Source organism: Ursidibacter maritimus (assembly GCF_009761395.1).
GTDB lineage: Bacteria > Pseudomonadota > Gammaproteobacteria > Enterobacterales > Pasteurellaceae > Ursidibacter > Ursidibacter maritimus.
In genome coordinates this window covers 79414-98320 of record NZ_LEKN01000023.1, presented here as the reverse complement: position 1 = coordinate 98320, position 18907 = coordinate 79414, and the positions used below count along the sequence as shown (strand labels likewise).

18 protein-coding genes and 1 pseudogene are annotated in these 18907 nt (G+C 38.3%); 4 read left to right on the top strand and 15 right to left on the bottom strand.

From position 1 onward, the window contains the following. The first annotated feature begins 56 nt into the window (after positions 1–56). On the top strand, positions 57–347 hold the full coding sequence (locus tag A1D26_RS05815) for a DUF5377 family protein (protein WP_157403127.1): 291 nt from the start codon (positions 57–59) through the stop codon (positions 345–347). 5 nt (positions 348–352) lie between these two features. Here the strand turns inward: A1D26_RS05815 and A1D26_RS05810 are convergent, their stop codons facing one another. From A1D26_RS05810 to asnC, 3 genes are all read right to left on the bottom strand, one after another. After that, the gene (locus A1D26_RS05810; RefSeq protein ID WP_157403126.1) at positions 353–1051 is read right to left on the bottom strand and encodes an NYN domain-containing protein; all 699 of its coding nucleotides are present in this window, start codon (positions 1049–1051) and stop codon (positions 353–355) included. Between the two features lie 65 nt (positions 1052–1116). Further along, positions 1117–1881: a uridine phosphorylase gene (udp, locus tag A1D26_RS05805; RefSeq protein WP_157403125.1), complete on the bottom strand. Its 765-nt coding sequence runs from the start codon at positions 1879–1881 to the stop codon at positions 1117–1119. 126 nt (positions 1882–2007) lie between these two features. Then, positions 2008–2481 carry a transcriptional regulator AsnC gene (asnC, locus tag A1D26_RS05800; protein ID WP_157403124.1) on the bottom strand — a complete coding sequence of 158 codons (474 nt, stop codon included), beginning with the start codon at positions 2479–2481 and terminating at the stop codon, positions 2008–2010. 167 nt (positions 2482–2648) lie between these two features. On the opposite strand from asnC, the gene asnA reads away from it, so the two are divergent. Beyond that, positions 2649–3641 (top strand): aspartate--ammonia ligase, encoded by a 993-nt coding sequence (gene asnA, locus A1D26_RS05795; RefSeq protein ID WP_157403123.1) that lies wholly within the window; start codon positions 2649–2651, stop codon positions 3639–3641. A 50-nt stretch (positions 3642–3691) separates the two neighbouring features. Here the strand turns inward: asnA and plsX are convergent, their stop codons facing one another. The 12 genes and pseudogenes from plsX to glpT all read right to left on the bottom strand — a co-directional run bounded on the left by plsX (position 3692) and on the right by glpT (position 15580). Beyond that, positions 3692–4717, bottom strand: coding sequence for a phosphate acyltransferase PlsX (gene plsX / locus A1D26_RS05790; protein ID WP_157403122.1), 1026 nt, complete (start codon positions 4715–4717; stop codon positions 3692–3694). Between the two features lie 25 nt (positions 4718–4742). Then, positions 4743–4913 (bottom strand): 50S ribosomal protein L32, encoded by a 171-nt coding sequence (gene rpmF / locus A1D26_RS05785; protein ID WP_005598552.1) that lies wholly within the window; start codon positions 4911–4913, stop codon positions 4743–4745. Positions 4914–4929: 16 nt separating this feature from the next. After that, positions 4930–5454, bottom strand: a complete 525-nt coding sequence (gene yceD, locus A1D26_RS05780) for a 23S rRNA accumulation protein YceD (RefSeq protein WP_157403121.1) — start codon at positions 5452–5454, stop codon at positions 4930–4932. Positions 5455–5755: 301 nt separating this feature from the next. Next, positions 5756–6803 (bottom strand): annotated as a pseudogene (gene aldA / locus A1D26_RS05775) (aldehyde dehydrogenase); the annotation flags it as partial. Positions 6804–6889: 86 nt separating this feature from the next. Beyond that, positions 6890–7258: a 50S ribosomal protein L7/L12 gene (gene rplL, locus A1D26_RS05770; protein ID WP_157395670.1), complete on the bottom strand. Its 369-nt coding sequence runs from the start codon at positions 7256–7258 to the stop codon at positions 6890–6892. Positions 7259–7315: 57 nt separating this feature from the next. After that, positions 7316–7807, bottom strand: a complete 492-nt coding sequence (gene rplJ / locus A1D26_RS05765; RefSeq protein WP_157403120.1) for a 50S ribosomal protein L10 — start codon at positions 7805–7807, stop codon at positions 7316–7318. 302 nt (positions 7808–8109) lie between these two features. Beyond that, on the bottom strand, positions 8110–8799 hold the full coding sequence (gene rplA, locus A1D26_RS05760) for a 50S ribosomal protein L1 (RefSeq protein ID WP_157395672.1): 690 nt from the start codon (positions 8797–8799) through the stop codon (positions 8110–8112). Positions 8800–8803: 4 nt separating this feature from the next. After that, positions 8804–9232, bottom strand: coding sequence for a 50S ribosomal protein L11 (gene rplK / locus A1D26_RS05755; RefSeq protein ID WP_123957011.1), 429 nt, complete (start codon positions 9230–9232; stop codon positions 8804–8806). A gap of 364 nt (positions 9233–9596) precedes the next feature. After that, the gene (locus A1D26_RS05750; RefSeq protein ID WP_157403119.1) at positions 9597–10934 is read right to left on the bottom strand and encodes an anaerobic C4-dicarboxylate transporter; all 1338 of its coding nucleotides are present in this window, start codon (positions 10932–10934) and stop codon (positions 9597–9599) included. Positions 10935–11553: 619 nt separating this feature from the next. Further along, the gene (gene glpK, locus A1D26_RS05745) at positions 11554–13068 is read right to left on the bottom strand and encodes a glycerol kinase GlpK (protein WP_157403118.1); all 1515 of its coding nucleotides are present in this window, start codon (positions 13066–13068) and stop codon (positions 11554–11556) included. Between the two features lie 33 nt (positions 13069–13101). Beyond that, complete coding sequence (locus A1D26_RS05740; protein ID WP_157403117.1) at positions 13102–13881, bottom strand: MIP/aquaporin family protein; 780 nt, start codon at positions 13879–13881, stop codon at positions 13102–13104. 253 nt (positions 13882–14134) lie between these two features. Further along, on the bottom strand, positions 14135–15580 hold the full coding sequence (gene glpT, locus A1D26_RS05735) for a glycerol-3-phosphate transporter (protein ID WP_157403116.1): 1446 nt from the start codon (positions 15578–15580) through the stop codon (positions 14135–14137). 299 nt (positions 15581–15879) lie between these two features. On the opposite strand from glpT, the gene glpA reads away from it, so the two are divergent. Together glpA and glpB are read left to right on the top strand one after the other, a co-directional pair. Then, on the top strand, positions 15880–17571 hold the full coding sequence (gene glpA / locus A1D26_RS05730) for an anaerobic glycerol-3-phosphate dehydrogenase subunit A (protein ID WP_157403115.1): 1692 nt from the start codon (positions 15880–15882) through the stop codon (positions 17569–17571). Further along, positions 17561–18844, top strand: a complete 1284-nt coding sequence (gene glpB / locus A1D26_RS05725; RefSeq protein ID WP_157403114.1) for a glycerol-3-phosphate dehydrogenase subunit GlpB — start codon at positions 17561–17563, stop codon at positions 18842–18844. Before glpA ends, glpB begins: the two co-directional genes overlap by 11 nt. The last annotated feature ends 63 nt before the right edge of the window (positions 18845–18907 follow it).

Here is an 18907-nt window from a genome sequence, read left to right as displayed (position 1 = left end):
CGTAAGCGGTCTTTTTTTAAGAAATTTTACTCATTTTATATAATCAGGAAGAAATTATGTCGAAAAAAACAGAACTTTTATTTAGTAATCAATGGGACGTGCGTATTAGTGACCCCGGTTTAGAAGGCGCGATGAGCCATTATTTTGAAACAGTTTATTTAAAGTTAGAAGCTCATATTGAAAATGCAAAAGTGTCTTACGAATTTACTCGTACCGTAGAAAAAGAACTACACACTCATTGTATTTTTCACGATGTTGATGAGTTATTCCGCTTTCTTGCCGAATATCTCGGCCCAGTAGCTCTAGGTAATATTGGGATGAAAATTGGTAAATTGGGTTTAGCATAATAGGGCTAATGAGCAAAAAATGCCTTTTTAGGTTTGATTTTATGCTCCCCCTTTTTACTATCAGGAATTAGATCGATATATTGGCAATTTTTCAAAAAATTAGAAAATTTGCCATATTTTTTACGTGTTTTCTCAGCCAAAAAGCTAGCAAAATTAGATTGCTTAGCATAGCCTTCATTATCTTTTTTCGACTTCTTATAAGCGGTTAGAACATCTTCTAATTCTGCATTTTTGGTTTTAGACTCTTTCTCTTTAACTTTAGAGACTGTATTTTGTGGAATTTTGGTGGAGTGTGGAATCAGTAGGAATTTCTCAAACAGATGCCTATAACTTTCATTAGGGGGAATATGGCCGATGCCAATGACTTGTTTTTGTGATTTTCTTAATCGTTGAACAAGACTGCTGAAATCACTATCACTCGAGAAAAGGCAGAAAGTGTCAATATCCTGATGGCTATACAATATATCAACTGCATCAATTGACAACAAAATATCACTGCTATTTTTAGTACAACTGAAATGATGGATAGTTTCAAAATTGTATTTAAAAGCAATATCTTTCCATTTTTGCAACTGTGTCTTAGAAAAATCACCATAGATGCGTTTGATTCGGACAGAGCCAAATTGTTTGAGATCACTTAATGCACCGTCTATGATATCAATACAGATATTTTCAGCGTCAATTAAAATTGCAACATTTTTCATTTCATACTCCATAAAATAAATGCACCGTTTAGCACTGACTATAGGTGCATTTCGTCTATGTAGAATTAGTAATCAAGCGCTAATTTCCCTGCCGCTTCAACCACAACATCAATGGCTTTACTCTCAGTGCCTTTGATGGTTGATTCATTCGGAATTTCTTGTTGAGTACGATTTACAATGACGCCAGATACCATTCCTGAGCGTAAGCCTAAAGCCGAGCACATTGTAAATAGTGTCCCAGATTCCATTTCAAAATTCATCACATTCAATTCTTGCCATTGTTGCAATGAACCGCGAAAATGGCGGTAAATTTTACCGCTGAACGTATCATAACGCTCTTGCCCTGGGTAGAATGTATCCGATGATGCAGTAATACCCACATAAGGTTCAACACCTTGATTTTTCGCAGCTGCATAAAGCTCATTAGTACAACTGAAATCTGCAACTGCAGGATATTCTAGTGGTGCAAAATGACGACTCGCACCATCTAAACGTACTGCACCTGTTGTAACAAGCACATCACCCACATTGATATGAGGTTGAATTGCCCCTGTTGTACCGATGCGTAGGAATGTACGAACACCCAATTGAGCTAATTCTTCCACACAAATTGACACTGATGGCCCACCGATACCTGTTGAGCAAACCACAATAGGTTGTCCATTTACATAACCAAGCCAAGAGGTATATTCACGCGTAGAGGCTAAAAATTCTGGATTTTCCATTTTTGCAGCAATGCGTTCACTACGAGCAGGATCCCCCGGAACAATCGCAACTTTTGCTCCTTTTAACATTGCTTTCGTTAACCCTAAGTGAAAAACTTCTGACATAATGCTCTCCTTTATTTTTATGTTTCTATTTGATGTTTTTATTCTATCAATCAAGCGGTGAGATCAGCGACTTTTTTTGCAAATCAATCTTCAGAAATGTGAAGTAGATCGAAGGAAAACGTTTGCCTAAGGTTTGATATCTCGCAAAATTGGGTTCTGCATTGAAATCAATGTTTCTGTTGATTGAATTTCATCAATAAGCTGGATTTTGGTTGCCAAAACTCGATGTAATTCTTCAATAGTATGAGTCATTACTTTAAGAAAAATAGAGTAATTACCCGTGGTGTAATAAGCTTCAACGACTTCATCAAATTGTTTTAATTTAGCAATAACAGCTTCATAGTCTTTAGCACTTTTGAGAATAATGCCGATAAAACAACATACATCGTAGCCAAGTTTACGTTCATTGATCCGAATTTTGGTACCTTCAATCACCCCAGATTGACGCATTTTCTCGACACGAACGTGAATTGTTCCTGGGCTTACCCCAAAATTTTTTGCCATTTCAGCATAGGGTGTGCGAGCATCTTGAGTTAAAACTCGCAAAATTTGTTGATCTAGCTGATCGATTTGAATGGTGGAATGATGATTTGTATGCAAAATTTGTTCCTTTTTTAACTCCAGTTAGAAATTAGATAAAATATAACACACATTTTTAAATATTATCTAAACCAATTGCTATTTTATTAAATTATTATTGAATAATTTGATATTTGAGTTAAATTACATTCATCAACTTTGAGAAATTATTAAATAAAGGAAACTATATGAAAAAGTCATTTATCTTACAGCAACAAGAAATTAGCTTTGTCAAAAACACATTTACTCAAAACTTGATTGAGCAACTAGATATTATTGAGGTGCAAGGCCCGATTCTAAGTGAAGTGGGGAATGGTATGCAGGATAACTTATCAGGTATCGAAAAAGCGGTGCAGGTAAATGTGAAATGTATTCCAAATGCAGTTTATGAAGTTGTTCACTCTCTTGCTAAGTGGAAACGCCACACACTTGCTCGCTTTGGCTTCCAAGAAGGCGAAGGATTATTTGTGCATATGAAAGCGTTACGCCCAGATGAAGATTCACTGGATCCAACCCACTCCGTATTTGTCGATCAATGGGACTGGGAAAAGGTGATTCCTGAAGGTCGCCGCAACTTTGAATATCTCAAAGAGACTGTTCGCTCAATCTATAAAGCAATTCGTTTAACTGAGTTAGCGGTGGAAGCTCGTTTTGATATTCCTTCAATTCTGCCAAAACAGATTACCTTTGTGCATAGTGAAGATTTAGTACAACGTTATCCAAATATGACAGGGAAAGAACGTGAAAATGCTATTTGTAAAGAATACGGTGCGGTCTTTTTAATTGGGATTGGTGGCAAATTATCTGATGGAAAAGCTCACGATGGACGTGCTCCAGACTACGATGATTGGACAACAGAATCAGAAAAGGGCTATAAAGGTTTAAATGGCGATATTTTAGTTTGGAATGAAGAACTTGGTACCGCATTTGAATTATCCTCAATGGGTATTCGTGTAGATGAGAAGGCATTACGCTTACAAGTTGCACTAACAGGTGATGAAGCTCGTTTAGAAATGGATTGGCATAAAGATTTATTAGCAGGTCGTTTACCGCTTTCAATCGGTGGTGGTATCGGTCAATCTCGTCTTGCTATGTTCTTACTCCGTAAAAAACATATCGGCGAAGTACAATCAAGCGTATGGCCAAAAGAGATGTTAGCGAAGTTTGAGAATATTTTGTAACAACTGAAAATATATCAATACAAAGAGCAAATTTATCATAATTTGCTCTTTTAATATTTACCATTTAATCCCTGCGAAATTTTAGCAGGGATTTCATTTTCTATCTGTGAAATAGCGTATTGAATGGCGTAATAGAATGCATTTATGTTTGCTCCACCGTGGCTTTTCACCACAACTGAAGATAGCCCTAAGAGCGTTGCTCCGTTATGTCTGTCGGGATTTATTTGCTGTAATTTACGGTAGTAACGATAAAAAATAAGCTGAAGCAAATAGCGTTTAGCTTGACGGCAGAGATGTGATTCTTCACTTGTTTTTTTAAAAAATGAGAGAAGATTTTTGGCGGCTCCTTCCAACGTTTTTAAAGCAATATTGCCACTAAAACCATCACAAACAATCACATCCGTTAAGTGGTTAAGCAGTTTATCCCCTTCAATAAATCCTTGATAATTAAGATGTTGTAATAATTTTAATTGCTGGTGTGATTCTCTTAGATGGATTGTGCCTTTATTTTCTTCCGTACCAATATTCAGCAATGCAATGCGGGGATAAACTTGTTCCAACATAATTTGTGCGAAAATATTTCCCATTTCGGCAAATTGCATTAGTAATTTACTGTCCGCTTCCACATTAGCCCCTAAGTCAAGCATTACGGTTGATTTACCATTTAGGGTTGGAATTAACGAAGTTAAGGCAGGGCGATCAATGTTAGGCAGTAATTCGATAAGTTGTTTGGCAAGCCCCATCAATAGCCCGGTATTGCCGCCGCTTACACAACCTTGTGCTTTTCCTTCTGCAACCGATTCAATGGTTAAGCGAATAGAACTACCTTTACTTTGGCGTAATGCTTGCATAAACGGTAAATGGGCATCAATAGATTTTGCAGTGTGTTTGAATTGAATACGTTGTTGTTGTTCTAAAGGAAGTTTATGGATATAAGGTAAGGATTCTACCTCGTTACCAAAGGCGATAACAGACAGCATCGGATTTTTCTCCAACGCTAGTGATAAGGCTGGGATAGTAATACGGGGACCAAAGTCCCCGCCCATCACATCTAACGCAAGGGTTAGACGAGTCAAATTATACCTCGAAAGATAAACTTGATTATTTGTTGATTACTTTACGACCACGATAGTAACCGTCAGCAGTAACGTGGTGACGTAAGTGAGTTTCGCCAGTTGTTTTATCTACTGATACTGCAGCAGTTGTTAATGCATCGTGTGAACGACGCATATCACGACGTGAACGAGATTTTTTATTTTGTTGAACAGCCACGGGCCTTCTCCTAGATCTAGTTTTTCTTTAAATTAGCTAATACGGCGAATGGGTTAGGTTTACTTGCCAGTTCTTCTGGTAATTCACCAAAAACCTGTTCTGCCACGGACACTTCACAGTGTTCAGAGTTATGCATCGGGACTAGTGGTAATGAAAGAATGAATTCGTCTTCTATCATATCTAGCAAACTTACTTCACCAAACTCATTAACTTCGATTGGTTCATAAATTTCGGGCAAGCTGTCCGCCTGATCCATATTTGACACTGGACTGAAACTTAATTCGCACTCCAGCGTCTGCTTAAAAGTGTTACTGCAACGTTGGCAGTCTAACTCCACATCAATCATTGCTCTGCCTTTAATCACAGTAAGACGTTGTGGATCAACATATAACGATAAAGTAACTTGTGCATCGCTTAGCACGTTACTAACCGATTCACTCAAACGGCTAAAAAGACTTACAGGAATGAAGCCTTCGTAATCCATTCGACGCTGAGCGTCTTTATATGGGTCAATGGTTAGGGGTAGTTTTGCTTTTTGCATAGGGTGCGAATATTACAGATTGAAAGCAAAATAGTCAAAGAGAAAATGGCTTTTTGCAAAAAATTTGCGGAATCAGATCGCATTTTCCCCTAACTTTATGATCTAATAGCTAATATCAATATAGTCATTTAAAATGAGCATTTTCCATTTTTGAGAATTTTTATCGCCTTCTAACATCTCAAGGAAATATATGCTGTTGTCCTTTTAATTTACTTAACAATTATGAACCTTTACGAAAATCTGTACCTTAGCTGATTTTTATCGAGCTAAAGTGCAGAAATTATTAATCTAGGAGTAGAGATTAGACTTGATCATCAAACTGTAAATAGACGACTTGAGTTTGTAGATATTCTTCTAAACCATGTTTGCCATCAGCACCACCAATTCCCGATTTACGCCAACCTGCGTGATATCCTTGCATTGCTTCAAAATTCTCACGATTGACGTAGGTTTCACCAAATTTTAAGCGAGAAATAATTTTCATCGCTTTATTGATATTTTGTGTATCAACCGAAGATGTTAAGCCATACTCACAATCATTTGCCAGAGCAATCGCTTCATCAAGCGTCTTAAATGTAGCAACAGGAATAACTGGGCCGAAGATTTCATAACGCATAATCTCCATTGAATTATCTACATTATCAATAATTGTAGGTTCAAAATAGTAGCCCGTTCCTTCTGCAATATTTCCACCAAGAATTAGTTTCCCACCTTGTTGTAAGGATCGTTCAACTAACTCTTTCACTTTAACTAAACCTTTTTCATTTACTAAAGGCCCCATATCAATATCTTGATTTTCTAGTGAATTTCCGTAACGAGCTGCTTTCATTCGTTCTACTAATTTCCTAAAAAATGCTTCTTTAACACTGCTGTGAACATAAATTCGTTCCGCACAATTACAAACTTGTCCTGAATTAATAATACGGGAATTAACAACAGCAGTTGCAGCGAGATCTAAATCAGCATCATCAAGAATAATCGCAGGAGCTTTACCACCTAATTCTAAATCCACTTTTACGATATTTTTACTTGCGGCTTCCATTACTTTACGTCCTGCAAGTTGGCTACTTGTGAAAGATACCATTACTACTTTCTCATTAGATGATAACTCTGGCCCTACTTCATTACCGAAACCTGTTACCACATTAAATACCCCTTTCGGTAAGCCAATTTCGTGAACAATTTCAGCAAATAAAATTGTATTATTCGGTGCATCTTCACTTGGTTTTATTACTATGGTATTACCTGTAACTCAGGCAGGTGCAGTTTTACGAGCAATCCATAAAGAACGGAAAATTCCAATGCAATATTTCTGCTGTTACGCCAATCTCTTTTGTATATAGGAAAATTTTATGAATTCGTTAGAAAATAAAAAACCCGATAGATTTGCTATCGGGTCTTTCTGAATCTTAAAGGAGGTAAAAGTATTCAAAAATTATTTGATATCTACTTTTGCACCAGCTTCTTCTAATTCTTTCTTAAGTGCTTCAGCTTCAGCTTTAGAGATACCCTCTTTTAATGCTGCTGGAGCAGATTCAACTAAGTCTTTAGCTTCTTTTAAGCCTAAGCCTGTTGCACCACGTACTGCTTTGATTACTGCTACTTTGTTAGCACCTGCTTCTGCAAGGATAACATCGAATTCAGTTTTCTCTTCAGCTGCTTCTGCTGGACCAGCTGCTACTGCAACTGCAGCCGCTGCTGCTGATACGCCAAATTTTTCTTCCATCGCTGCGATTAATTCAACGATTTCTGATACTGATTTAGAAGCAATCGCTTCAATAAGTTGTTCGTTAGTTAATGACATAACAATCAATTCCTAAAGTAAATAAGTTAAACGAGTTAAGAATACGGCGGATAAAAATTATGCCGCTTCTTGTAATTTGTCGCGTAATGCCGCAAGAGTGCGAACAAGTTTGCCTGCCGCAGCTTCTTTCATTGTGCCCATTAAACGTGCAATTGCTTCTTCGTAAGTTGGTAATGTTGCTAAGAATTCAACATCTTGCACTTTACCTTCAAAGGCTGCACCTTTAATTTCAAACTCTTTGTTTGCTTTTGCAAAGTCTTTGAACAAACGTGCTGCTGCACCTGGGTGTTCGTTAGAGAATGCAATAAGAGTTGGACCAGTAAACGTATCTGCTAAACATTCGAATTCAGTGCCTTCAACTGCACGGCGTAATAATGTATTACGAACAACACGCATTGAAACACCTGCTTCACGAGCAGTTTTACGTAACTCAGTCATTTTCTCTACTGTTACACCGCGAGAATCCGCAACAACAGCAGAAAGGGCACCTCTGGCAGCTTCGTTTACTTCGGCAACAATTGCTTTTTTGTCTTGAAGATTTAATGCCATTGGTTTAGCTCCTGATACACTCCACAAAAAACGTGGAATTTACAAAAAATCTCAAAAAAGTGACCGCTTGTCATAACTGGATTTTATCTAAGTTACAATAAGCAACGTTTTTGAGGCTAAGGTGTCCAGAAGCAGATTATTCTGTCTGTTCACCATCTACGTAGGGTTATTAAGAACCTAAGTTCACCTACGGTCTTGGATGGGGCTTGAAAGGCAAGCACCATCAGATGACCTAAAAGGTCAAAAAGAGCCGTAGATTATAGAGATAATCTACGACCTTGTAAAGATTGTTTTATCAACAATTATAGTGAAGACTGATCAACAGCAACACCAGCACCCATAGTTGTTGAGATGCTTACTTTCTTGATAAATACACCTTTCGCAGTTGTTGGTTTGGCTTTTGCTAAAGCCGCTAACAATGCGTTTAAGTTATCTTTTAATTGCTCTGGAGAGAAATCTGCTTTACCGATAGTTGTGTGGATAATACCATTTTTATCATTGCGGTAACGGATCTGACCAGATTTAGCATTTTTAACTGCTTCCGCAACGTTTGGTGTTACAGTACCCACTTTCGGGTTTGGCATTAAACCACGTGGGCCTAATACTTGACCTAATTGACCAACAACACGCATTGCATCTGGAGAAGCGATAACAACGTCAAAGTTCATTTCGCCTTTTTTGATCTGTTCAGCAAGATCTTCCATACCGACTAAGTCTGCACCTGCAGCTTTAGCTGCTTCAGCATTAGCACCTTGTGTAAATACAGCAACACGAGCTGTACGACCTGTACCGTGTGGTAATACAGTTGCACCACGTACGTTTTGGTCTGATTTACGAGGATCGATACCTAAGTTAACAGCAACATCAACACTTTCAACGAATTTAGCTGTCGCGAATTGTTTTAATACTGCGATTGCTTCGTTGATTTCGTATGCTTTAGTAGAATCTACGCCAGCTTTGATTGCTTTCATTTTTTTAGTCAATTTAGCCATCGTATTATTCCTCCACCACTAAGCCCATTGAACGTGCAGTACCTTCAATAGATTTCATCTTAGTTTCAATTGTTGCACCAGTCATATCAGCTGCTTTTGTTTCAGCGATTTGACGGATTTGTTCTTTAGTTACTTTACCTACTTTGTCTTTATTTGGTTTTGCAGAACCAGATTTAAGACCTGCAGCTTTTTTCAATAATACTGCTGCTGGTGGAGTCTTAGTAACGAAAGTGAAAGAACGGTCTGCATATACAGTGATAACAACTGGAATTGGTAAACCTTTTTCTAAGCTCTCAGTACGAGCGTTGAATGCTTTACAGAATTCCATAATGTTTACACCTTGTTGACCTAATGCTGGACCAACTGGTGGTGATGGGTTAGCCATACCCGCTGCAACTTGCAACTTAACGTAGGCTTGTACTTTTTTTGCCATTTTTAGCTTCCTCTGAAATGGGTAATAACGCTATTGCTAGCTCCCCTATGAATTAAATGCACTAAGTGCTACACAAAAAATACGAGCTAGCGATACTAGCTCGTAAATTAGGGAGCGAATTGTACAGAATTCGTGATCGTTTTTCAAGTTGTTTACAATAGAAATCAGTGTAACATCCAGGGCAATATCGCATTTTCTATCAATTTATATGTTGTGACAATAATACTCGCGTATCGTGATATGCTTTTGAAGTTTTCGGAAGTGGGAGAGAGGCTGTAACTAAAAAGCGGTAAGATTTTCCTTAATGTCTGCAATTGCAAAATTTTAGGAAAATCTCACCGCTTTATTGTCTTGGCTTATCGTACTAAATCACAATCTCTGCAACGGCAATACCCACTAAGCAAGCAACAACGACACCAATTAAACCTGGCATCATAAAGCTGTGGTTGAAGTAATATTTACCGATTTTGGTTGTACCTGTTACGTCAAAGTTTACGGTTGCGATATCTGATGGATAGTTTGGAATAAAGAAGTAAGCGTAAGTCGCCGGCATTAAACCAATCAATAATGGTGCTGGTAAACCTAGCCCAATACCCACAGGTAACATCATTACTGCTGTCGCTGCTTGGCTATTGATTACCACAGATACGGCAAATAGAGCAAGGGCGAATGTCCAAGGATAGGCTTCAACCATACCTGTAATGCCAGCTTTGAATTGTGGCATTGCATATTGGAAGTAAGTATCGCTCATCCACGCAATCCCGAAAATGGCAATCGCTGCAACCATTCCTGATTTAAATACCACGCCGTTTGGTACTGTTTGTGGGTTAGTTTTAGTCGCAAGTAAAATGATCCCACCAAAGCAGAGCATCATCATTTGAATAATCAATGACATTGAAATTGGCTTGATTTTATCTCCTTCACCGATAGTACGAATTTCAGGCAACATAGCAATAACGACGATTGCAATCAGTGAGAGTAAGAATAGATAAACAGCTCTTTTGGCATTAGGTGGCAATGTTTCATTTAAGGTTGTACTCGTTGTACTTAGAATGCGTTCACGCCAAATAGGATCTTGTAAACGGCGTTGATATTCAGGATCGTTCTCTAACTCTTTACCACGACGTAAACTATAAAGTGAAAGTGCCACAGTACCAGCAAAAGTCGCTGGCACAGTAACCGCAATAATGCTTAATAGGGTAACGTGTTCAAAGCCGGGTAAAGCAGAGATTTTTGCCAAATAAAATACAACAGCAGCAGAAAGTGGGCTAGATGTGATCGCTAATTGAGATGCCACAGAAGCCGCTGCCATTGGGCGTTCTGGGCGAATGTTATTTTTAAGTGCCACATCTGCAATAATCGGCATTACAGAATAGACTGAATGGCCCGTTCCAAGCATAAACGTCATTACATAAGTGACTAATGGCCCAAGTAATGTTACCCGCTTAGGATTTTTACGCAGAATTTTTTCTGCGACTTGTAACATAAATTTTAAGCCCCCAGCGGCCTCTAAAATAGATGCACAGGTTACAACGGCTAAAATAATTAGCATTACATCAATAGGTGCTTTTCCGACAGGCATTCTAAGAATAAAAACTTCCACAGCCAACCCAATTCCAGATACCACACCTAAACCAATACCACCGTAGCGGCTACCCGCATACAAAAACGCAAGTAATAGTAAAAACTCAAAATAGAGCATATTGACCTCGTTAAAATTAAAAAACTGACGCTATTTTACATTCAATTATTTTTATTTCCGAATAAATAGTTTTAACTAAATCAAAAAAATTGAAGATTATTCATTGAGAAGGAGAAGTAGGCTGATTACAATGGTCACTTCCTGCGTAATTATTAGAAGTTTGCAATGAAATTACTCACAAAAAAGACAAAAGAAAAACATTCTCCAAACCATTATAGTTACCTTAAAAATCAAAATTTCTGGCGAGAGAACAATGTTGGTTGAAATAAACATTCTATTTCCAAAAAGGTTGCAAGCGATATCAATAAAGGTTTTTTGATAAATACCCACAACTCACTGAAGCTTGCTGACATCCTCATGCCTATTAGCTTACAGATTGGGATATATTACCTAATTCTGCACCTACATTTACTAAACTAGTCTTATGTTTAATAAGGAGGGATTAGAATAAAATATGAGAGTTTCCTTTTTGTTTAGATTGAATTTAGACATTCATATTCTAAAGAGGAAGCTCTCACTTTTTATAGTAAATTGTCAGTTCAAGTCTGATCCTCTGCACATAAAAGCGGTGCGATACTTGCAAAATTTTGCAAATATCGAACCGCTTTTTTTAAAGAGCTTATTCTTCCGCGTCTTCTCTTTCCCATTCCAATGCGCGTTTTACTGCTCGTTTCCAGCCTTTATAACGTCTAGTGCGTTTTTCTTCATCGCTATCAGGAACAAACGTTGTATCTACTTCGGCTTTACCGCGCAATTCATCTAAACTGCTCCAGAATCCCGTTGCTAATCCTGCCAAATAAGCAGCACCTAATGCAGTTACTTCACGCACAACTGGGCGTTCAACTTTTGCATTTAAAATATCTGCTTGGAATTGCATTAAGAAATTATTCACAACGGCACCACCATCAACTCTTAATGTTTCTAGTGTTTCGCCACTATCTGATTGCATTGCATCTAAAACTTCGCGAGTTTGATAAGCAATAGATTCTAATGTTGCACGTACAATGTGGTTACGATTAGAACCACGAGAAAGTCCAACAATAGCACCACGAGCATAAGGATCCCAATATGGTGCGCCTAAACCAGTAAATGCAGGGACAACATAAACACCATTTGAACTTTTAACTTTAACCGCAAAGTATTCTGAATCTCGGCTATCGTGGATGATTTTTAATTCATCACGTAACCATTGAATAGAAGCTCCACCCATAAAAATAGAGCCTTCAAGGGCATAACAAGGTTCGCCTTTAGCATTACACGCAATTGTAGTTAATAACCCATTTTTAGATTCAACTGCTTTGTCACCCGTATTCATTAGCATAAAGCAACCGGTACCATAGGTATTTTTTGCCATTCCAGCATCGACACATAAATGACCATATAACGCTGCTTGTTGGTCCCCAGCAATACCTGCTACAGGAATACGTACACCACCCATACCGCCAATGTTAGTTTGTCCATAAATTTCAGATGAGTTTTTAACTTCAGGTAACATTTCTCTTGGAACATCTAATAATTCCAACATTTTGTCATCCCACTGTTTTGTATGGATATTAAACATCATTGTACGAGAGGCGTTAGTATAATCGGTAACGTGAACTCGACCTTGAGTTAATTTCCAAACTAACCAAGTATCAACCGTACCAAAGAGTAACTCACCTTTTTTAGCACGCTCACGAGCACCTTCTACATTATCTAAAATCCATTTTACTTTTGTACCAGAGAAGTAAGGATCAACGACTAATCCTGTAGTTTTACGAATATATTCTTCGTGTCCGTCCGCTTTCAATTTCGAACAAAAATCAGCAGTACGGCGACATTGCCACACAATCGCATTATATATAGGTTTACCTGTTTCTTTTTCCCATACGATAGTAGTTTCACGTTGGTTGGTAATACCGATAGCAGCAATTTCATCAGAAGTTACGCCTGCTTTCGCTACAACTTCGTTTAATGTTGAGCTTTGACTTGCCCAAATCTCCATTGGATTATGTTCAACCCAACCTGTTTGTGGATAAATTTGTGTAAATTCACGTTGTGCGACTTCAACAATATTCGCATTTTTATCCAGTAATACTGCACGAGAACTTGTTGTGCCTTGGTCTAAAGCAATAATGTATTGTTTTGTTGTCATAGGAATCACCTTAATTAAAAAGAAATTGTTACGTTATAATTTGCAAGGTAAATTTTTACCAATCAAACGAGTATAAAGAAAACCACCTAATAAAGCCCCAACGATAGGACCAAAGATAGGTACAAGGAAGTAAGGAATATCACGACCTCCAGTGAAAGCAACGTCACCCCAGCCAGCTAAGAATGTAAATACCTTAGGAGCAAAGTCACGAGCAGGGTTCATTGCAAATCCTGTTAGAGGACCCATCGCTCCACCAATTACAGCAATCAATAGTCCGATTAATAATGGAGCTATTGGGCCTCTTGGAATACCATTGCCATCATCAGTGAGGGCAAAAATCAATGCCATTAACACCGCAGTAATGACGATCTCAACTATAAAGGCTTGGAATACGCTAATATGCTCATTCGGATAAGTGGAGAATACACCAGCAAATCCAATACCTTCGCCACGCACGATATTTTGTGCTGCTTCTGCAGCAATAAAGAGATCTCTATATAAGAAATAGACCAATGCTGCCGCAGAAAAAGCACCGAGCATTTGTGATATGATATAAGGTAAGATTTTTTTGCCATCAAAACAGGCAAATTTCCATAATGCGATAGTCACAGCAGGGTTTAAATGGGCTCCTGATAACCCTGCAGATGCGTAAACAGCCATTGCCACAGCCAAGCCCCAAACAATCGAGATCTCCCATAGCCCAAATGTCGCACCTGCTACCTGAGCAGCGGCAACGCAACCTGCACCAAAGAAGATAATCAATCCAGTACCAATAAATTCACCAATACAGGCTGCTTTTAATGATTTATCCATAACTTCCCCCAAAAATTGGAATATAAGAACAAAGAAATAATCAAACCGTTTAAATTTTGTTTGAAAACGAAAAAAAAACAAAGCGAAATATAGTGTAATGAGTATTTTTGGCAAATAAAAAATGTTGTTTTTGTGACACACCCGACAAAAAATTGTTATTTTAATGTAAAAAATTTGAAGTTTGTCACATTTAGAAAACAAAAAAGCCATATTGGAATATTCCAATATAGCTTATGAAAAGATTGTTTAATTATTATTTACCGTAATGCTCACCTAGTTTTGCTTTATGCTTACTTTCTTCTAGCATTGTGATGAACATTAACAATACAGCTAATACACCACCAGCGATCATTACATAAAAACCGCCGTCCCAGCCGTAGTATTCTGCTGCCCAACCTACGACCGCAGATGCTGCAACCGTACCGCCAAGATAGCCGAATAAGCCTGTAAAGCCTGCTGCTGTTCCTGCAGCTTTTTTCGGTGCAAGTTCAAGAGCGTGTAAACCAATCAACATTACAGGGCCATAGATTAAGAAACCAATAGTGGTCATTAAAATGAAGTCCATTAACTGATATGGGTTTTCATACCAAGCGTGACCAGCATATTGTGCAAGTTCATTTTCTGGTGTTGCTGGGTTAAGCCATAATGCAACTACTGCTGCTGTGGTTAAAATCATAAAGATGAAACCAGTTAAACCACGTTTTCCTTTAAATACTTTATCTGATACCCAACCACATAATAGTGTTCCTGGTATAGCTGCGAGTTCATAGATAGTATATGCCCAAGCTGTTCCTTTGATATTGAAATGTTTAACTTCACCAAGGTAAACTGGAGACCATTTCAACACACCATAGCGAATTAAGTAAACGAATACGTTAGCAATTGCGATATACCACAACAGTTTATTTTTAAACACATAAGTGAATAAAATTTCTTTTACAGATAAGTTATTTTCGTAAGTTTTTTCGTTATAGTCATCAGGATAATCATTACGCCATTTTTCAATAGGTGGTAAACCACAAGATTGTGGTGTATCACGCATTACTAAATAAATAGGAATAGCAGCAATCATTGCAGCAATACCAGGATAGTAAAGTGCTTGTTGCCAAATATCTTTCGCTGTTGCTTCTACGCCATATTCACTGAAATAAATAGCACCTGCTAAAAGAACCATAATACCTGGTACAGTTCCCCCTACGTTGTGAGCTGTATTCCAAATAGATACGATTGTTCCACGTTCTGATTTAGACCACCAGTGAACCATTGTTCTACCACAAGGAGGCCAACCCATACCTTGGAACCAACCATTTAAGAATATCAATGCCCACATTACTGCGATGCCTGATGTCGCCCAAGGGAATAACCCCATCATTGTCATACATAAGCCAGAGAGTAATAAACCAAATGGTAAGAAAACTCTCGGATTAGAGCGGTCAGAAATGGTTGCCATAAAGAATTTTGACAAACCGTAAGCAAGACCTGCAGCTGTACCAATTACACCTAACTCGGCTTTTGTGTACATTCCTGCTTCAATTAACCCTTTCTGTGCCAAATCGAAATTTGCACGAACAAAATAATAGGCAGCATAACCAAAGAAGATCCCTGCAAACACTTGCCAACGTAAGCGTTTGTATGTGGAATCAATTTTTTCTGCTGGTAGCTCCGCGATATGCGGAGCTGGTTTAAATGGACCATACATAGTGAAAACTCCAACAAATTGTTGTTATTGATAGATAAGATATTCATTTACGAACATCGCCAACGATATCATATCAAAAATAAAAATAGCACCTAAATTTTTTATCGAATTTTGTGAAGTAATTCACAATTATTTTAATAATTTTTAACATTACCTACGTTATATTCTTTGTTTTTATTTAAATAGTGATCTAATTCACACTTTTTCGCTCATTTTGTTGTTCTATTTCGCTCATTAAAATACAATAATGTTATAATTTTGTTTCTTTATGATTATTTATTGCTTATTGTGGGGCGGCTATGGCTATATCACCTCAAATGTATCGAAACGTAGCGGATTTTTCTCCGTTAAGTACAGATGTCATTATTATCGGTGGCGGCGCAACTGGTGCGGGCATTGCTCGTGACTGTGCATTGCGTGGAATTGATTGCATTTTGCTAGAACGCAGAGATATTGCAACGGGAGCGACAGGACGTAATCATGGTTTATTACACAGCGGTGCTCGTTATGCTGTTAAAGACCGAGAGTCTGCTGAAGAGTGTATTGTCGAAAATAAAATTTTACGCAAGATTGCTCGCCATTGTATTGATGAAACCGAAGGGTTATTCATTACATTACCTGAAGATGATCTTGATTTCCAAAAGACCTTTATTGATGCTTGTACCGAGTCTGGCATTGAAGCGGTAGCTATTGATCCAAAACTTGCACTCCATATGGAACCTTCCGTTAATCCTGAACTAGTGGGTGCTGTTGTTGTGCCTGATGGCTCTATTGACCCTTTCCGCTTAACTGCTTCAAATATGCTAGATGCGACCGAAAATGGTGCCAAAGTATTCACTTACTGTGAAGTAAAAGGTTTGATTCGGGAAGGGGCAACGGTTATTGGCGTAAATGTATATGATCATAAAAATCGAGTAGATCGTCAATTTTTTGCACCAGTTGTGGTTAATGCTGCGGGTATTTGGGGACAAGGGATTGCCGAATATGCCGATCTTAAAATTAGAATGTTCCCTGCAAAAGGCTCATTATTGGTAATGGGACATCGTATCAACAAAATGGTGATCAACCGTTGCCGTAAACCAGCTGATGCAGATATTTTAGTGCCTGGTGATACCATTTCAGTTATTGGGACGACATCTAGCCGAATTCCTTATGATGAAATAGATAATATGATCGTCACGCCTGAAGAAGTGGATATTCTATTTCGTGAAGGAGAAAAATTGGCACCGAGTTTACGCCATACTCGTGTGTTGAGGGCTTATGCTGGCGTTCGACCTTTGGTTGCTACTGACGATGATCCTTCAGGACGTAACGTGAGTCGTGGGATTGTATTACTTGACCACGAAGAACGCGATGGTTTAAGTGGCTTTGTAACTATTACGGGTGGTAAGTTGATGACTTATCGTTTAATGGCGGAATGGGCAACAGATCTGGTTTGCAAAAAATTAAACAAAACCGACCGCTGTGTAACGGCAGAAAGAGCTTTACCAGGCTCAAGCGAAAGCCGAGCGGAAACAAATAATAAAGTTATCTCATTGCCAAGCACAATTCGTTATTCTGCGGTGTATCGTCATGGTTCACGAGCCACTCGTTTGTTGGATAAAGAACGTCTTGATCGTTCATTAGTTTGTGAATGTGAAGCGGTAACTGCTGGTGAAGTTCGTTATGCTGTTGACGAATTAAGTGTGAATAATTTAGTTGATTTACGCCGTCGTACACGAGTAGGAATGGGAACTTGCCAAGCTGAACTTTGTGCGTGTCGAGCGGCTGGTTTAATGACTCGCTTTGATGTCGCAACACCTCGTCAATCTACCACACAATTAGCTTCATTTATGGAAGAGCGTTGGCGTGGTATCGAGCCGATTGCGTGGGGCGATGCCATTAGAGAGGCTGATTTCACAAGCTGGATTTACTACAGTTTATTAGGTCTTAACAATGTTCAACCGCTTGAACAACAAGCACAGCAAGGGACGGATAGCAATGAATTTTGATGTTGTAATTATTGGTGGCGGGCTTGCTGGTTTAACTTGCGGCATCACGTTACAGGCACAAGGTAAGAGTTGTGTCATTATCAATAACGGACAAGCTGCGATTGATTTCGCATCGGGTTCAATGGATTTACTTAGTCAATTACCAAATGGTCGTAAAATTAGCCACTTTGAGCAAAACTATGCTGCACTCTATCAGCAATTACCGCAACACCCTTATTGTTTGATTGGTAAAGAAAAGACGATTGAGAAAGCACAACAGTTTGAAGATTTAGCTAAATCACTTAATTTAGGTTTACTTGGCAGTATTGCTGAAAACCATCTACGAGTTACACCATTGGGTGGATTGCGTGGTAGTTGGCTGTCACCAAATAGCGTACCAACAGTGCAAGGTAATGATGTTTTTCCTTATCACTCAATTGCGATTTTAGGAATTGAAGGCTATCACGATTTTCAACCGCAACTGTTAGCTGATAACCTAAAACAGAATGCACAATTTGCGCATTGTGAACTTTCGACCGCCTATTTGAATATTCCTGAATTAGATCAGCTTAGAAATAATGCTCGAGAATTTCGCAGTGTCAATATTGCACAATTACTTGAACATAAACTAGCCTTTTCGGATTTAGTCAAAGAGATGAAAACCGCAAGTCAAGGTGCTGATGCAATTTTTTTACCTGCTTGTTTTGGTTTAGACGATCAGAGCTTCTTTAATGCACTCAAAGAAGCGGTTGGATTAGCTATTTTTGAGTTACCAACCCTACCACCATCTCTTTTAGGTATCCGACAACATAAACAACTACGTCATCGTTTTGAGCAATTAGGTGGCTTAATGCTTAATGGTGATAAAGCACTCAAAGCGGAATTTGTAGATGGTAAAGTAAGCAAAATTTATACCCAAATTCATCAAGAAAACTTTATCACTGCCGAACATTTTGTGTTAGCAACAGGTAGTTTCTTTAGTAATGGTTTAGTTGCAGAATTTGAGCGTATTTTGGAACCTGTTTTTCACAGCGATATTATTGGTTGCCAAAAATTCGAACAATCTAACCGCTTATCGTGGACGGCGGAACGTTTTTCATCACCACAGCCTTATCAATCTGCAGGCGTTGCCATTAATGCTCATTGTCAAATTCAAAAAAATGGACAATTTATCAATAATCTTTACGCAGTAGGTAATGTGATTGGTGGTTTTAATAGCCTAGAACTTGGTTGTGGATCAGGAGTTGCGGTCGTGACCGCATTAACAGTCGCAGACGAAATTTTACGTCAATAACATTTTGTGGGAAATACGCTTTTTATCATTGGCGTAAATCAAAATAAGTGAGTGATAAGGAAC

Bases quoted from the DNA above. Each gene is read 5' to 3' on its own strand.
- A1D26_RS05815 (WP_157403127.1), top strand. From the start codon at position 57: ATGTCGAAAAAAACAGAACTTTTATTTAGTAATCAATGGGACGTGCGT.
- A1D26_RS05810 (WP_157403126.1), bottom strand. From the start codon at position 1,051: ATGAAAAATGTTGCAATTTTAATTGACGCTGAAAATATCTGTATTGAT.
- udp (WP_157403125.1), bottom strand. From the start codon at position 1,881: ATGTCAGAAGTTTTTCACTTAGGGTTAACGAAAGCAATGTTAAAAGGA.
- asnA (WP_157403123.1), top strand. From the start codon at position 2,649: ATGAAAAAGTCATTTATCTTACAGCAACAAGAAATTAGCTTTGTCAAA.
- yceD (WP_157403121.1), bottom strand. From the start codon at position 5,454: ATGCAAAAAGCAAAACTACCCCTAACCATTGACCCATATAAAGACGCT.
- rplL (WP_157395670.1), bottom strand. From the start codon at position 7,258: ATGTCATTAACTAACGAACAACTTATTGAAGCGATTGCTTCTAAATCA.
- rplJ (WP_157403120.1), bottom strand. From the start codon at position 7,807: ATGGCATTAAATCTTCAAGACAAAAAAGCAATTGTTGCCGAAGTAAAC.
- rplA (WP_157395672.1), bottom strand. From the start codon at position 8,799: ATGGCTAAATTGACTAAAAAAATGAAAGCAATCAAAGCTGGCGTAGAT.
- rplK (WP_123957011.1), bottom strand. From the start codon at position 9,232: ATGGCAAAAAAAGTACAAGCCTACGTTAAGTTGCAAGTTGCAGCGGGT.
- A1D26_RS05750 (WP_157403119.1), bottom strand. From the start codon at position 10,934: ATGCTCTATTTTGAGTTTTTACTATTACTTGCGTTTTTGTATGCGGGT.
- glpK (WP_157403118.1), bottom strand. From the start codon at position 13,068: ATGACAACAAAACAATACATTATTGCTTTAGACCAAGGCACAACAAGT.
- A1D26_RS05740 (WP_157403117.1), bottom strand. From the start codon at position 13,881: ATGGATAAATCATTAAAAGCAGCCTGTATTGGTGAATTTATTGGTACT.
- glpT (WP_157403116.1), bottom strand. From the start codon at position 15,580: ATGTATGGTCCATTTAAACCAGCTCCGCATATCGCGGAGCTACCAGCA.
- glpA (WP_157403115.1), top strand. From the start codon at position 15,880: ATGGCTATATCACCTCAAATGTATCGAAACGTAGCGGATTTTTCTCCG.
- glpB (WP_157403114.1), top strand. From the start codon at position 17,561: ATGAATTTTGATGTTGTAATTATTGGTGGCGGGCTTGCTGGTTTAACT.